We start from the raw sequence: 13,378 nt of genomic DNA on the forward strand, positions 1-13,378 counted from the left end.
CTTTCTCCTTTATTGGCCGAGCGTAAGGGTTTTCAGCATCATGCTTTTCACCGTGTTGAGCACTTCAACATTGGCCTGATAGCTGCGTGACGCCGACATGGTGTTAACCATCTCCCCGACGACATCAACGTTTGGCATTTTCACGTAGCCCTTTGCATCCGCCAGCGGATTACCCGGTTCATAAACCAGTTTGTCCGGGGCCTGACTTTCTATAACATCGGCAACCTTTACGCCGCCTGTCGCAGCACCTGGCGCAGCGTTAACCTGGAATACCACCTGTTTTGCCCGATATGGCTGTCCATCGGGACCGGTCACGCTATCAGCATTCGCCAGATTACTGGCCGCCACGTTCAGGCGCTGGGATTGGGCAGTTAACGCCGACCCGGCGATATCAAAAATATTCAGCAGTGCCATCCGTTAATTTCCGCTCTGTAAAACGTTCATCATGCCTTTGATCTGCCCGCTCAACGCGCTAAGGCTCATCTGGTATTGCAGGCTGTTATCGGCAAACTGGGTGCGTTCACGATCCATATCGACAGTATTACCGTCAAGCGAAGGCTGGTCCGGAATACGGTATTGCAGTTCTGCGGTAGGAGGCGTCAGCGCCTGCGCCGGAATGTGTTGCGTTGAGGTCATCGTCAGTGCAACCACGCTTGTTGCATCCCGTCCACGTTGCATGACTTTTTTAAGTTCACTGGCAAAATCGATATCGCGAGCCTGATAACCAGGGGTATCGGCATTGGCGATGTTTGCTGCCAGCACTTCCTGACGCTGGGCGCGCAGATTGAGCGCCTCTTGTTGAAAACGTAAGGCGGCGTCGAGCTTATCGAGCATATCTCCTCCGCAGGTATCAAAATTCTGCCATCAGATTAAATGCCTTTACGCGCGCGTTATCGGCGGAATAAACGCAAAATGGGTCGCTATTTATGCCGTTGATGGTCATTGCGGACAGGTACAATTCACGTTGTAGAAATGGCTGGGGGGCGAAAATGCTGGCAATAAAACGTCGCGTGGCGATCATCGCGATACTGTTCAGTCCGTTAAGTGCGGCGAGCAATCTCACATCGCAATTGCACACCTTTTTTAGCGCCCAGCTCGCGGGGGTAAGTGATGAGGTTCGTGTTTCTATTCGTACAGCGCCCAATCTACTACCGCCGTGCGAGCAGCCATTGCTTTCGATGAGCAATAATTCCCGCCTGTGGGGCAATGTGAATGTGTTGGCTCGCTGCGGTAACGACAAACGATATTTACAAGTTAATGTGCAGGCTACAGGAAATTATGTGGTTGCCGCGATGCCCATTGTGCGGGGAGGAAAACTGGAAGCTGGCAATGTCAAACTGAAACGCGGCAGGCTGGATACCCTGCCACCGCGTACGGTGCTGGATATCAATCAACTTGTTGATGCCGTTAGCCTGCGCGATATATCACCCGATCAACCTATCCAGTTAACCCAGTTTCGCCAGGCATGGCGGGTAAAAGCGGGACAACGCGTCAACGTGATCGCCAGCGGTGATGGGTTTAGCGCCAACGCAGAAGGTCAGGCGCTGAACAATGCTGCCGTCGCACAGAATGCGCGGGTGCGCATGGTATCGGGACAGGTGGTCAGCGGCGTTGTTGATGCAGATGGGAATATTCTTATAAACCTGTAAGCTGTTAAAGATTACCCGTCCCTTGCCGATAAATAAGCAACACATGATAAAAGCGCCCTCAATGAGGAATAAACCATGAGTATTGACCGCACTTCACCTCTGAAGCCCGTAAGCACCGTTCAACCGCGTGAAACCACTGACGCGCCGGTAACGAATACCCGGGCGGCAAAAACAACCGCCGCCACCAGCACCAGTGTGACGTTAAGCGACGCGCAAGCAAAACTGATGCAACCCGGCAGCAGTGATATCAATCTTGAACGTGTCGAAGCGTTAAAGCTGGCGATTCGTAACGGTGAACTAAAAATGGACACCGGCAAAATTGCCGATGCGCTGATCAACGAAGCGCAGCAAGACTTGCAGAGTAACTGATCGTATGACGCGTCTTGCAGAGATCCTCGACCAGATGTCCGCTGTGCTTAACGATCTCAAAACGGTAATGGATCAAGAGCAGCAACATCTCTCTATGGGGCAGATCAACGGCAGCCAGTTGCAATGGATTACAGAACAAAAAAGCTCTCTGCTGGCGACGCTGGATTACCTCGAACAGTTACGCAGGAAAGAACCCAATTCAGCAAATAGCGTTGATATTAGTCAACGCTGGCAGGAAATTACTGTGAAAACGCAGCAACTACGCCAAATGAATCAACATAATGGCTGGTTACTGGAAGGACAGATTGAGCGCAATCAACAGGCGCTGGAAATGTTGAAACCGCATCAGGAACCGACGCTATATGGAGCGAACGGTCAGACCTCAACAACCCATCGCGGCAGTAAAAAGATTTCGATCTGAAGATTATCTCCGGCCTGCACTGCAGGCCGGAATGCATTGTTACACCGTCCGGCGGGCAAACTCTTTAACTTTGAAGCCCAGTACCGCCAGTGCAGCGAAGTACGCGGCAATCCCCGCCAGCACGACCGCCATTAAACGCAGTAAACGCCGGGGCATGGTACCCAATGACCACTCCGGCATGATATGTAACATACCTAAAAGCACGCCAGACATCACCAGTACCGCCACCACCAGACGCAACAGAAACGCCATCCAGCCGGGTTGCGGGGTAAAGATTTTCTGCTTACGCAACTGCCAGTAAAGCAGCGAAGCATTCAGACACGCCGCCAGACCAATAGAAAGTGACAGCCCGGCATGTTTCAACGGACCAATAAACGCCAGGTTCATCAATTGCGTTAAAATCAGCGTAACGATGGCAATTTTCACTGGCGTTTTAATGTCCTGGCGGGAATAAAAGCCAGGAGCCAACACTTTCACTACAATCAGGCCAATCAAACCCACCGAGTAGGCAATTAACGCCCGCTGGGTCATCAGCGCATCAAAGGCGGTAAATTTACCGTACTGGAACAGCGAAACGGTTAACGGACCGGAAAGAATGCCCAACGCAACCGCACTCGGCAGCGCCAACAGGAAACAAAGACGCAGCCCCCAGTCCATCAAACGGTTGTATTCATCATGATTGCCACTGGCAAAACTTTTCGACAGCGACGGTAGCAAAATGGTGCCAAGCGCCACGCCCAGCACACCGGACGGAAACTCCATTAAGCGGTCGGCGTAATACATCCACGACACCGAACCGGAAGCAAGAAACGAGGCAAAAATGGTGTTGATGATTAAGGAGATCTGGCTCACAGAGACGCCAAGGATTGCCGGTCCCATCTGTTTCACCACGCGCATTGCTCCGGCATCGTGGAAGTTAATGCGTGGCAAAACCAGCATGCCGATCTTCTTCAGATGCGGTAGCTGATACACCAGCTGCAGGATGCCGCCCACCGTAACAGCCCACGCCAGCGCCAGCACCGGTGGGTTAAAGTACGGTGCGGCAAACAGCGCGAAACCAATCATGCTGATGTTAAGCAGTGTTGGAGCAAACGCCGGAATCGAGAAGCGGTTCCACGTATTCAGAATCGCTCCCACCAGCGACGCCAGGGAGATCAGCAAGATATAGGGAAAGGTAATCTTTAGTAGCTGGCTGGTCAGGGCAAATTTGTCAGCTGTGTCAGCGAAGCCTGGCGCGGTCACCATGATCACCCACGGTGCGGCGAGCATGCCAGCGACCGTCACAACCGCCAGCGCAAGTGTCAACAGACCGGAAACATACGAGACAAAGACCCGCGTGGCGTCTTCACCCTGCTTGCTTTTGTATTCCGCCAGAATCGGTACAAATGCCTGGGAAAATGCCCCTTCGGCAAAGATACGGCGTAACAAGTTAGGAAGTTTAAAAGCGACGAAAAAGGCGTCGGTTGCCATCCCTGCGCCAAAGATTCTGGCGACAATTGCGTCTCGTGCGAAGCCAAGCACACGCGAAAACATGGTCATCGAGCTGACGGCGGCCAGCGATTTTAATAAATTCATCGGTGTTCTAATCCAGACCCACGGGCAAAACGCCTGCAAGGCAGGCGCTGAAAGAGGCGAATAGTCTACCTGGATTATGGTGAATTGCTACCGCCAGATGTTACAGGGTTTATTCACTCATCGCATCGCGCCAGATCTTGTCAATGATACGTTGCGCCAGCACGGCCTGTTCGCCGGCGGTTTGCGGAACTGTCTGATTTTGCACGCATTCAATGAAGTGCCGCGCACAGCCGACAAATCCACGTTGCTCAAGCGTACTCTGCCAACCAGGAATCGGTTTATGCACTACGCCCTGCCCGCGCTCCTCACGCCATTCGCGCATATCCGTAATGTCGATGAGCGCACCGTCAGTCACGGCCTGCACGGTTTCACGCTGACTTCCGGCACGGCGATGCATACAGGTGGTGATCTGCAAAGGACCAGCCGAAAAATGGTGCTCGGCAAACAGCATTTCGCCAGCGTCGTTAGTCAGTAACGTACCGCCATCCAGAGAGGCTTTGCCACCTGACAACCACAGCGCGGTATCCACCACATGCAGATAATCATCCAGCAACGTGAAATAAAGATCGTGTGGCCCGACGCTATTGCTACGATGTTTATCCATTCTTAGCGAGGCTGCGGTAGCGAGTTGCGTTTTTAACTCACCGTAGAGTGGTGCGAAACGACGGTTAAAACCGACCATCAACGTCAGTTTTTTCCGCGCCGCCAGTTCCACCAGCCGTTCAGCATCGCGCAGATTTTCTGCCAGCGGTTTATCGACACAGACATGTACCCCCGCATTGAGTAACGTACTGACCACGTCAAAGTGGCTGGCGGTGCTGGAATGCACAAAAACCGCATCGCAACTGGCGGCAAGGCTGGATAACGAATCAGCATAAGGAATGCGCCAGCTGTCACAAATTGGCAGGGCTTTGACGCGCGTAGGCGACCACGCACCTTGTAACGTCCAGTCAGACGCTGCCGCCAGCACCGGTAACCACGCTTTTTGCGCGATGCCGCCTAACCCCACTACGCCGATACGTAATTTTTTCACTTTAATCTCCCAGATGGGCCAGCAACGAATCAAGACGCTGTTTCAGTTCTGCCACTTCGATTTCCAGGGCTTCGACGCGTGCCTGTAAATCACCGTCAACCGCGTTCGACATATCCATCACCGCCGGCTGATCTTCAACCTCACCACTGAAAAGATGCATGTAGCGGCTTTCACGTTTACCCGGTTCGCGGGCCAGACGCACCACAAAAGGACCATCTTCGCGATTTGCCAGTTGTTCCAGCGTCGACTCCACTTCCGCCATATCGCTGAATTCATACATTCGCGCGGCGCGGCTGCGCAGTTCACCCGGCGTCTGGGCACCACGCAATAACAACGTGGTGATTAACGCCACTTCTGCGGCGCTCAGTTTCAGATCGCCAAATTCTGAATTACAAAAACGTTGCTCATATTTGGTGACCCGATTACCAAAACCGCTCACTGTGCGTAGATAATGACGTTTGACCAGATTATCCAGCTGTTCCTGCACTTCGGATTCACTCAGATTCATGACCGGTTCACGGTTCGTTTTCTGATTACAGGCCGTTACTACACCATTGACTGAGAGCGGGTATTGCTCCGGCGTGGTCACCTGCTTTTCCAGCAAGCAACCAATCACGCGGGCTTCCAGGGCAGTAAGTTGATATTTCATGAGATTCTCCTTAGCGGCCGGGCGTCCAGTCTGGGGTAGTTAATGCCGTCAGTACGTGATCGCGCCATTGTCCATCAATCAACAGATAGTCTTTCGCATAGCCTTCTTTTTCAAAACCCAGTCGCGCCAGTAAATCACCGCTGCGTTTATTGTGCGGCATATAATTAGCCATAATGCGATGAATATGTTGGGTGCGCTGCATATAACGAATGGCTGCGGTCAGGGCTTCAAACATGAGTCCTTTGCCCTGCCATTTTTGCCCAATCGAATAACCGAGATAGCAGGCATGAAAAGAGCCACGAACAACATTGGAAAAATTGGCAACGCCAATAATCTCTTTTTCGTCCGGGTCGAATAAGCCAAAGTAAAAAGCTGAACCTTGTTTATGAAATTCGTTAATCATCCCTAGCCTGGCCTGCCAGCCTGATGGATAACAGTGACTTTCGTCGCGCACTGGCTCCCAGGGCTTGAGGAAATGGCGATTCTCTGCGTAATAATCCGCCAGACGCCAGGCATCACGATCATGCACCAGACGCACGACCAGTCGGTCTGTGGTTAAGCGCACTTTTGGCACGTTACTGCGATAGCCAAACATTCTATACCTACTCCTTCCCGTAACGTCTTTAATACGCTGTAAGTATTACTATACCTGCGCAACCAGACCCTGTGAAAAGTCCAGAATGCCATTTTCTGCATTATTCACATATTTGATAAAAACTCTCTATCAAAGCGACGTTTTGATAAAAAAATATTGTCCCCGAAGTGATGGGAAAAGTCTTAGCGGCAATGCAGAATAGAAAGTGCTCATCTTTTATTTCCCGGGAGGGGAAATGTCCCGCGTGTCGCAGGCGAGGAACCTGGGTAAATATTTCCTGCTCATCGATAATATGCTGGTCGTGCTGGGGTTCTTTGTTGTCTTCCCGCTGATCTCTATCCGCTTCGTTGATCAAATGGGCTGGGCCGCCGTCATGGTCGGTATTGCCCTCGGCCTACGCCAGTTTATTCAGCAAGGTCTGGGTATTTTCGGCGGCGCAATTGCCGACCGCTTTGGTGCCAAACCGATGATTGTTACCGGTATGCTGATGCGTGCCGCCGGATTCGCCACAATGGGTATCGCCCACGAACCGTGGCTACTGTGGTTTTCATGCCTGCTTTCGGGACTCGGCGGCACGTTGTTTGATCCTCCGCGTTCGGCGCTGGTGGTGAAACTAATCCGTCCACAACAACGTGGTCGTTTTTTCTCGCTGTTGATGATGCAGGACAGTGCCGGTGCGGTCATTGGCGCATTGTTGGGGAGTTGGCTGTTGCAATACGACTTTCGCCTGGTCTGCGCCACAGGGGCAGTTTTGTTTGTGCTGTGTGCAGCGTTCAATGCGTGGTTGTTACCGGCATGGAAACTCTCCACCGTACGCACGCCCGTTCGCGAAGGCATGACCCGCGTGATGCGCGACAAGCGTTTTGTCACCTATGTCCTGACGCTGGCGGGTTACTACATGCTGGCTGTACAAGTGATGCTGATGCTGCCAATTATGGTCAACGACGTGGCGGGCTCGCCCTCTGCCGTTAAATGGATGTATGCCATTGAAGCGTGTCTGTCGTTAACGTTGCTCTATCCTATCGCCCGCTGGAGTGAAAAGCATTTTCGTCTGGAACATCGGTTGATGGCTGGGCTGTTGATAATGTCATTAAGCATGATGCCAGTGGGCATGGTCAGCGGCCTGCAACAACTTTTCACCCTGATTTGTCTGTTTTATATCGGGTCGATCATTGCCGAGCCTGCGCGTGAAACCTTAAGTGCTTCGCTGGCAGACGCAAGAGCTCGCGGCAGCTATATGGGGTTTAGCCGTCTGGGTCTGGCGATTGGCGGCGCTATTGGTTATATCGGTGGCGGCTGGCTGTTTGACCTGGGCAAATCGGCGCACCAGCCAGAGCTTCCGTGGATGATGCTGGGCATTATTGGCATCTTCACTTTCCTTGCGCTGGGTTGGCAGTTTAGCCAGAAACGCACCGCGCGTCGTTTGCTTGAACGCGACGCCTGATTTGATACTCCCCCCTGACTCCTCCATACTGAAAGTGAACTGACAGCCAAATGGAGGAGTCACGTGAAGCTATACATTTACGATCACTGCCCTTACTGCCTCAAAGCCCGCATGATTTTCGGCCTGAAAAATATCCCCGTCGAATTACATGTTCTGCTCAACGACGACGCAGAAACACCCACCCGGATGGTCGGTCAAAAACAGGTTCCCATTCTGCAAAAAGATGACAGCCGCTATATGCCAGAAAGCATGGACATCGTTCACTATGTCGATAAACTCGACGGCAAACCGTTACTGACCGGCAAACGTTCCCCTGCCATTGAAGAGTGGCTGCGCAAGGTCAATGGCTACGCCAACAAACTGCTGTTGCCGCGTTTTGCCAAATCGGCATTTGATGAGTTTTCTACTCCTGCCGCGCGCAAATATTTCGTCGACAAGAAAGAGGCCAGCGCGGGTAATTTTGCCGACCTGCTGGCCCACTCTGACGGTCTGATTAAGAATATCAGCGATGATTTACGTGCGCTGGACAAACTGATCGTCAAACCGAACGCCGTGAATGGCGAACTTTCGGAAGATGATATTCAGCTATTTCCGCTCCTGCGTAATCTGACGCTAGTAGCCGGAATCAACTGGCCAAGCCGCGTCGCTGATTACCGCGATAACATGGCTAAACAAACGCAAATCAATTTACTATCATCAATGGCGATTTAATCCTGACCTGCCGCGGCAGCCTGTATTCGCGGGTTGCCGCTGTTTTCAGTTTTTTCTGCTGGCGAGTTTATCGCTGGTGACACATGCTGCGTTGTGTCAGGATATTGACGCAGATTTCATGTCGAGGACTACCATGAACAAGTTTTTATTTGCCGCTGCATTAATCGTCAGTGGCCTGCTCGTTGGCTGTAATCAACTCACCCAATACACCATCACCGAACAAGAGATTAACCAGTCGCTTGCGAAACATAATAATTTCTCAAAAGATATCGGTTTACCCGGCGTGGCTGACGCCCATATAGTGCTGACAAACCTGACCAGCCAAATTGGTCGCGAAGAGCCGAATAAGGTTACCCTAACCGGAGACGCCAATCTGGACATGAACTCCCTGTTCGGTAGCCAGAAAGCGACCATGAAACTGAAGCTGAAAGCGCTGCCCGTGTTTGATAAAGAAAAAGGCGCGATCTTCCTGAAAGAGATGGAAGTGGTCGATGCGACGGTACAACCGGAAAAAATGCAAACGGTGATGCAAACGTTGCTTCCCTATTTAAACCAGGCATTACGCAATTACTTTAACCAGCAACCTGCTTACGTCCTGCGCGAAGATGGCAGCCAGGGCGAAGCAATGGCGAAGAAACTGGCGAAAGGCATTGAAGTGAAGCCAGGCGAAATTGTCATTCCGTTTACTGATTAATCACGAGGGCGCATTCGCGCCCTTTATTTTTCGTGCAAAGGAAAACGTTTCCGCTTATCCTTTGTGTCCGGCAAAAACATCCCTTCAGCCGGAGCATAGAGATTAATGACTGCACCATCCCAGGTATTAAAGATCCGCCGCCCAGACGACTGGCACCTTCACCTCCGCGATGGCGACATGTTAAAAACTGTCGTGCCGTATACCAGCGAAATTTATGGACGGGCTATCGTAATGCCCAATCTGGCTCCGCCCGTGACCACCGTTGAGGCTGCCGTGGCGTATCGCCAGCGCATTCTTGACGCCGTACCTGCCGGGCACGATTTCACCCCGCTGATGACCTGTTATTTAACAGATTCGCTGGATCCTAATGAGCTGGAGCGCGGATTTAACGAAGGCCTGTTCACCGCTGCAAAACTTTATCCGGCAAACGCAACCACTAACTCCAGCCACGGCGTTACGTCAGTTGACGCAATCATGCCGGTACTTGAGCGCATGGAAAAAATCGGTATGCCGCTACTGGTGCATGGTGAAGTGACACATGCAGATATCGACATTTTTGATCGTGAAGCGCGCTTTATAGAAAGCGTGATGGAACCGCTACGCCAGCGTCTGACTGCGCTGAAAGTCGTTTTTGAGCATATCACCACCAAAGATGCTGCCGACTATGTCCGTGACGGAAATGAACGGCTGGCTGCCACCATCACTCCGCAGCATCTGATGTTTAACCGCAACCATATGCTGGTTGGTGGCGTGCGTCCGCACCTGTATTGTCTACCCATCCTCAAACGCAATATCCACCAACAGGCATTGCGTGAACTGGTCGCCAGCGGTTTTAATCGTGTATTCCTCGGAACGGATTCTGCGCCACATGCACGTCATCGCAAAGAGAGCAGCTGCGGCTGCGCGGGCTGCTTCAACGCCCCAACCGCGCTGGGCAGTTACGCTACCGTCTTTGAAGAGATGAATGCTTTGCAGCACTTTGAAGCATTCTGTTCTGTAAACGGCCCGCAGTTCTATGGCTTGCCGGTCAACGACACATTCATCGAACTGGTACGTGAAGAGCAACAGGTTGCTGAAAGCATCGCACTGACTGATGACACCCTGGTGCCATTCCTCGCTGGGGAAACGGTACGCTGGTCCGTTAAACAATAAAAATCGTAGCTTCCTGTTGTCATTAGGTTATTTTACCTGTATAAATAACCAGTATATTCAACAGGGGGCTATTATGCGAATTGAAGTCACCATAGCGAAAACTTCTCCATTGCCAGCTGGGGCTATTGACGCCCTGGCTGGCGAACTTTCCCGCCGTATTCAGTATGCGTTTCCTGATAATGAAGGCCACGTATCGGTACGTTATGCCGCAGCGAATAATTTATCGGTTATTGGCGCAACAAAAGAAGATAAACAGCGCATTAGCGAAATTCTCCAGGAAACGTGGGAAAGCGCCGATGACTGGTTTGTCAGCGAATAATATGCAGTGATTTTTGTTTTTGCCGGGTCGCCCCGGCTTTTTTATTTTACTTACAAATTTTGAGTACAAAATTTCTACACTTCCTCAAAATAATTGCACAATATGCTAAAAAAATATGAATGACATGCTGTTTTATTGTTCATATAAATCTTAAAAGCAGAAATTTATCTGTTCCCCCCTTTAAAAATTCGGTGAATACCCTTACTTATTGGTATACTGAAGTTGCTTCAGATAAAAACGCATTGAACCTCGAATAACGTTGTCTAGTAACACGAATTAGGGGGCCATGATGGAAAAAAATAATGAAGTCATTCAGACTCATCCGCTCGTAGGGTGGGACATCAGCACCGTTGATAGCTATGATGCGCTGATGTTGCGTTTGCACTACCAGACCCCAAATAAGTCCGAGCAGGAAGGGACTGAAGTTGGTCAGACGCTCTGGTTAACCACTGATGTTGCCAGACAATTTATTTCGATATTAGAAGCAGGAATCGCCAAAATTGAATCCGGTGATTTCCAGGTAAACGAGTATCGGCGTCATTAACATGACATGACCATCCACCCAAAAGGCACCTCACCGGTGCCTTTACCATTTCTGGGTTGTATATCTGCATTCAGTTAATTACTCTGCTTAAACCATGAGAGCAGAGAGAAAAAAATGAAATACGATCTCATCATTATTGGCAGCGGTTCCGTAGGCGCTGCCGCCGGGTATTATGCAACCCGCGCCGGTTTAAACGTGCTAATGACCGACGCCCATATGCCACCGCATCAACACGGCAGCCACCACGGCGATACGCGATTAATTCGCCATGCTTATGGTGAAGGTGAAAAGTATGTCCCGCTGGTCCTCCGCGCGCAAATGCTGTGGGATGAACTTTCCCGCCACAACGAAGATGATCCCATTTTTGTACGCTCTGGTGTCATTAACCTCGGTCCGGCTGACTCCGCATTTCTCGCCAACGTCGCCCACAGCGCCGAACAGTGGCAACTCAACGTTGAACAGCTCGACGCACAAGGGATTATGGCCCGCTGGCCAGAAATACGCGTCCCGGACAACTACATCGGTTTATTTGAAACTGATTCTGGTTTTTTGCGCAGCGAACTGGCGATTAAAACCTGGATCCAACTGGCGAAGGAAGCGGGCTGTGCGCAGCTGTTCAACTGCCCGGTCACCGCAATTCGTCATGACGATGATGGCGTAACTATTGAAACGGCTGACGGTGAGTATCAGGCGAAAAAAGCGATTGTCTGCGCGGGAACATGGGTAAAAGACCTACTCCCGGAGCTGCCTGTCCAGCCCGTACGCAAAGTATTTGCCTGGTATCAGGCCGATGGTCGCTATAGCGTGAAGAATAAATTCCCGGCATTTACCGGTGAGCTGCCCAATGGCGATCAATATTATGGTTTTCCGGCAGAAAACGACGCGTTGAAGATTGGCAAACATAACGGAGGCCAGGTTATCCATTCAGCGGATGAACGTGTTCCGTTTGCGGAAGTGGCCAGCGATGGTTCGGAAGCCTTCCCGTTCTTGCGCAATGTGTTGCCGGGCATCGGCTGCTGCCTGTACGGCGCTGCCTGCACCTATGATAATTCGCCTGACGAAGATTTTATTATCGATACTCTACCCGCCCACGATAATACACTGCTCATTACCGGCCTGAGTGGGCACGGTTTTAAATTTGCGTCAGTTTTAGGGGAAATAGCTGCCGATTTTGCGCAAGACAAAAAAAGCGATTTTGATTTGACGCCATTCAGGCTTTCCCGCTTCCAATAATCATCATTACGGCCTCCAGAATGAGGCCGTTTTTACAGGAGTATTTAATGCGTCGGCTGTTGCACTATCTCATCAATAATATTCGCGAGCATCTGATGCTTTATCTTTTTCTCTGGGGATTGTTGGCAATTATGGATCTGATCTATGTGTTTTATTTTTAGTTTTCCGCACTGACATAAACTGACAAATATTTAATCTCTCTTTCATTTAGCGTGAAAAATTGAATGAGATTATTCCTGCTTCAACAGCACTCACCAGACATCTCTGAAGCTGAACCCACTAAACTTATGAAGATTCTTTCATTATTAATTCAAAATTATTGAAATAAAAATAAATATCATTCAATTTGTTATTTTTGTGTTGCAATTCATTCTCCGACACGCCATTTTCTTTCTCTCGCAAAGTCGTTTTGGATGCACTTATGTCATTCACAAATACCCCTGAACGCTATGGTGTTATATCTGCGGCCTTACATTGGATAAGCGCAATTATTGTCTACGGCATGTTTGCTTTAGGTCTGTGGATGGTCACGCTCAGTTATTACGATGGCTGGTATCACAAAGCACCCGAACTGCATAAAAGCATCGGTATTTTGTTAATGATGGGGCTGGTTATTCGCGTTCTGTGGCGCGTCATATCTCCACCGCCGGGTCCGCTGCAGAGTTATTCGCCCATGACTCGTCTTGGCGCAAAGGCTGGACATCTCGCATTGTACTTATTGCTGTTCGCCATCGGCATCAGCGGCTATCTGATCTCAACTGCCGATGGTAAACCGATCAGCGTTTTTGGCTGGTTTGACGTCCCCGCGACCCTCGCCGACGCTGGCGCACAGGCTGACTTTGCCGGTGCCCTGCATTTTTGGCTCGCGTGGAGCGTCGTAGTACTGTCCGTTATGCACGGATTTATGGCCCTGAAGCATCATTTCATCGATAAAGACGACACTCTGAAGCGCATGCTGGGAAAGTCGTCATCTGACTATGGAGTATAAAA

General features: G+C 50.7%; 18 protein-coding genes. 12 read left to right on the plus strand and 6 right to left on the minus strand.

Annotated elements, in window-relative coordinates; translation table 11 throughout:
- Positions 1 to 9 precede the first annotated feature (9 nt).
- Both flgC and flgB read right to left on the minus strand, forming a co-directional pair.
- On the minus strand, positions 10 to 414 hold the full coding sequence (gene flgC, locus ACJHYW_RS06580; protein WP_001196460.1) for a flagellar basal body rod protein FlgC: 405 nt from the start codon (positions 412 to 414) through the stop codon (positions 10 to 12).
- 3 nt (positions 415 to 417) lie between these two features.
- Positions 418 to 834, minus strand: coding sequence for a flagellar basal body rod protein FlgB (gene flgB / locus ACJHYW_RS06585; RefSeq protein WP_000884702.1), 417 nt, complete (start codon positions 832 to 834; stop codon positions 418 to 420).
- Between the two features lie 155 nt (positions 835 to 989).
- Between flgB and flgA the strand changes: the two genes are divergently transcribed.
- The 3 genes from flgA to flgN all read left to right on the plus strand — a co-directional run bounded on the left by flgA (position 990) and on the right by flgN (position 2,439).
- Positions 990 to 1,649 (plus strand): flagellar basal body P-ring formation chaperone FlgA, encoded by a 660-nt coding sequence (gene flgA / locus ACJHYW_RS06590; RefSeq protein ID WP_000879684.1) that lies wholly within the window; start codon positions 990 to 992, stop codon positions 1,647 to 1,649.
- 75 nt (positions 1,650 to 1,724) lie between these two features.
- Positions 1,725 to 2,018, plus strand: coding sequence for a flagellar biosynthesis anti-sigma factor FlgM (flgM, locus tag ACJHYW_RS06595; RefSeq protein WP_000020882.1), 294 nt, complete (start codon positions 1,725 to 1,727; stop codon positions 2,016 to 2,018).
- A gap of 4 nt (positions 2,019 to 2,022) precedes the next feature.
- Positions 2,023 to 2,439, plus strand: a complete 417-nt coding sequence (gene flgN / locus ACJHYW_RS06600) for a flagella biosynthesis chaperone FlgN (protein ID WP_000197351.1) — start codon at positions 2,023 to 2,025, stop codon at positions 2,437 to 2,439.
- Positions 2,440 to 2,478: 39 nt separating this feature from the next.
- Here the strand turns inward: flgN and murJ are convergent, their stop codons facing one another.
- From murJ to rimJ, 4 genes are all read right to left on the minus strand, one after another.
- Positions 2,479 to 4,014 (minus strand): murein biosynthesis integral membrane protein MurJ, encoded by a 1,536-nt coding sequence (murJ, locus tag ACJHYW_RS06605; protein ID WP_061092651.1) that lies wholly within the window; start codon positions 4,012 to 4,014, stop codon positions 2,479 to 2,481.
- 109 nt (positions 4,015 to 4,123) lie between these two features.
- Entirely contained in the window at positions 4,124 to 5,047 is a 924-nt protein-coding gene (locus ACJHYW_RS06610) for a Gfo/Idh/MocA family protein (RefSeq protein WP_061092650.1), read from the minus strand.
- A gap of 1 nt (position 5,048) precedes the next feature.
- Positions 5,049 to 5,696: a YceH family protein gene (locus tag ACJHYW_RS06615; RefSeq protein ID WP_000877109.1), complete on the minus strand. Its 648-nt coding sequence runs from the start codon at positions 5,694 to 5,696 to the stop codon at positions 5,049 to 5,051.
- A gap of 10 nt (positions 5,697 to 5,706) precedes the next feature.
- Positions 5,707 to 6,291, minus strand: a complete 585-nt coding sequence (gene rimJ, locus ACJHYW_RS06620) for a ribosomal protein S5-alanine N-acetyltransferase (RefSeq protein ID WP_000468186.1) — start codon at positions 6,289 to 6,291, stop codon at positions 5,707 to 5,709.
- 235 nt (positions 6,292 to 6,526) lie between these two features.
- On the opposite strand from rimJ, the gene mdtH reads away from it, so the two are divergent.
- The 9 genes from mdtH (at position 6,527) to ACJHYW_RS06665 (ending at position 13,376) form a co-directional block, all read left to right on the plus strand.
- Positions 6,527 to 7,735 (plus strand): multidrug efflux MFS transporter MdtH, encoded by a 1,209-nt coding sequence (gene mdtH, locus ACJHYW_RS06625; protein WP_061092649.1) that lies wholly within the window; start codon positions 6,527 to 6,529, stop codon positions 7,733 to 7,735.
- A gap of 63 nt (positions 7,736 to 7,798) precedes the next feature.
- Positions 7,799 to 8,446 (plus strand): glutaredoxin 2, encoded by a 648-nt coding sequence (gene grxB, locus ACJHYW_RS06630; RefSeq protein ID WP_000780912.1) that lies wholly within the window; start codon positions 7,799 to 7,801, stop codon positions 8,444 to 8,446.
- Between the two features lie 133 nt (positions 8,447 to 8,579).
- Entirely contained in the window at positions 8,580 to 9,140 is a 561-nt protein-coding gene (locus ACJHYW_RS06635; RefSeq protein WP_001295443.1) for a lipoprotein, read from the plus strand.
- A 105-nt stretch (positions 9,141 to 9,245) separates the two neighbouring features.
- Positions 9,246 to 10,292, plus strand: coding sequence for a dihydroorotase (pyrC, locus tag ACJHYW_RS06640; protein WP_061092648.1), 1,047 nt, complete (start codon positions 9,246 to 9,248; stop codon positions 10,290 to 10,292).
- A 73-nt stretch (positions 10,293 to 10,365) separates the two neighbouring features.
- Positions 10,366 to 10,611: a DNA damage-inducible protein I gene (dinI, locus tag ACJHYW_RS06645; RefSeq protein WP_001217754.1), complete on the plus strand. Its 246-nt coding sequence runs from the start codon at positions 10,366 to 10,368 to the stop codon at positions 10,609 to 10,611.
- Positions 10,612 to 10,900: 289 nt separating this feature from the next.
- On the plus strand, positions 10,901 to 11,155 hold the full coding sequence (gene bssS, locus ACJHYW_RS06650) for a biofilm formation regulator BssS (protein WP_000414438.1): 255 nt from the start codon (positions 10,901 to 10,903) through the stop codon (positions 11,153 to 11,155).
- Positions 11,156 to 11,269: 114 nt separating this feature from the next.
- Positions 11,270 to 12,388, plus strand: coding sequence for an N-methyl-L-tryptophan oxidase (solA, locus tag ACJHYW_RS06655; protein ID WP_061092647.1), 1,119 nt, complete (start codon positions 11,270 to 11,272; stop codon positions 12,386 to 12,388).
- Positions 12,389 to 12,435: 47 nt separating this feature from the next.
- Complete coding sequence (locus ACJHYW_RS06660) at positions 12,436 to 12,549, plus strand: YceO family protein (protein ID WP_001253418.1); 114 nt, start codon at positions 12,436 to 12,438, stop codon at positions 12,547 to 12,549.
- Positions 12,550 to 12,809: 260 nt separating this feature from the next.
- Complete coding sequence (locus ACJHYW_RS06665) at positions 12,810 to 13,376, plus strand: cytochrome b (protein WP_032171105.1); 567 nt, start codon at positions 12,810 to 12,812, stop codon at positions 13,374 to 13,376.
- Positions 13,377 to 13,378 lie beyond the last annotated feature (2 nt).

This window comes from Escherichia sp. WS3063, assembly GCF_046486595.1.
Lineage (GTDB): Bacteria > Pseudomonadota > Gammaproteobacteria > Enterobacterales > Enterobacteriaceae > Escherichia > Escherichia coli.

Excerpts from the sequence above, each read along its gene's own strand:
- flgC (WP_001196460.1), bottom strand. The coding sequence starts at position 414 with ATGGCACTGCTGAATATTTTTGATATCGCCGGGTCGGCGTTAACTGCC.
- flgB (WP_000884702.1), bottom strand. The coding sequence starts at position 834 with ATGCTCGATAAGCTCGACGCCGCCTTACGTTTTCAACAAGAGGCGCTC.
- flgA (WP_000879684.1), top strand. The coding sequence starts at position 990 with ATGCTGGCAATAAAACGTCGCGTGGCGATCATCGCGATACTGTTCAGT.
- flgM (WP_000020882.1), top strand. The coding sequence starts at position 1,725 with ATGAGTATTGACCGCACTTCACCTCTGAAGCCCGTAAGCACCGTTCAA.
- flgN (WP_000197351.1), top strand. The coding sequence starts at position 2,023 with ATGACGCGTCTTGCAGAGATCCTCGACCAGATGTCCGCTGTGCTTAAC.
- murJ (WP_061092651.1), bottom strand. The coding sequence starts at position 4,014 with ATGAATTTATTAAAATCGCTGGCCGCCGTCAGCTCGATGACCATGTTT.
- ACJHYW_RS06615 (WP_000877109.1), bottom strand. The coding sequence starts at position 5,696 with ATGAAATATCAACTTACTGCCCTGGAAGCCCGCGTGATTGGTTGCTTG.
- rimJ (WP_000468186.1), bottom strand. The coding sequence starts at position 6,291 with ATGTTTGGCTATCGCAGTAACGTGCCAAAAGTGCGCTTAACCACAGAC.
- mdtH (WP_061092649.1), top strand. The coding sequence starts at position 6,527 with ATGTCCCGCGTGTCGCAGGCGAGGAACCTGGGTAAATATTTCCTGCTC.
- ACJHYW_RS06635 (WP_001295443.1), top strand. The coding sequence starts at position 8,580 with ATGAACAAGTTTTTATTTGCCGCTGCATTAATCGTCAGTGGCCTGCTC.
- pyrC (WP_061092648.1), top strand. The coding sequence starts at position 9,246 with ATGACTGCACCATCCCAGGTATTAAAGATCCGCCGCCCAGACGACTGG.
- dinI (WP_001217754.1), top strand. The coding sequence starts at position 10,366 with ATGCGAATTGAAGTCACCATAGCGAAAACTTCTCCATTGCCAGCTGGG.
- bssS (WP_000414438.1), top strand. The coding sequence starts at position 10,901 with ATGGAAAAAAATAATGAAGTCATTCAGACTCATCCGCTCGTAGGGTGG.
- solA (WP_061092647.1), top strand. The coding sequence starts at position 11,270 with ATGAAATACGATCTCATCATTATTGGCAGCGGTTCCGTAGGCGCTGCC.
- ACJHYW_RS06660 (WP_001253418.1), top strand. The coding sequence starts at position 12,436 with ATGCGTCGGCTGTTGCACTATCTCATCAATAATATTCGCGAGCATCTG.
- ACJHYW_RS06665 (WP_032171105.1), top strand. The coding sequence starts at position 12,810 with ATGTCATTCACAAATACCCCTGAACGCTATGGTGTTATATCTGCGGCC.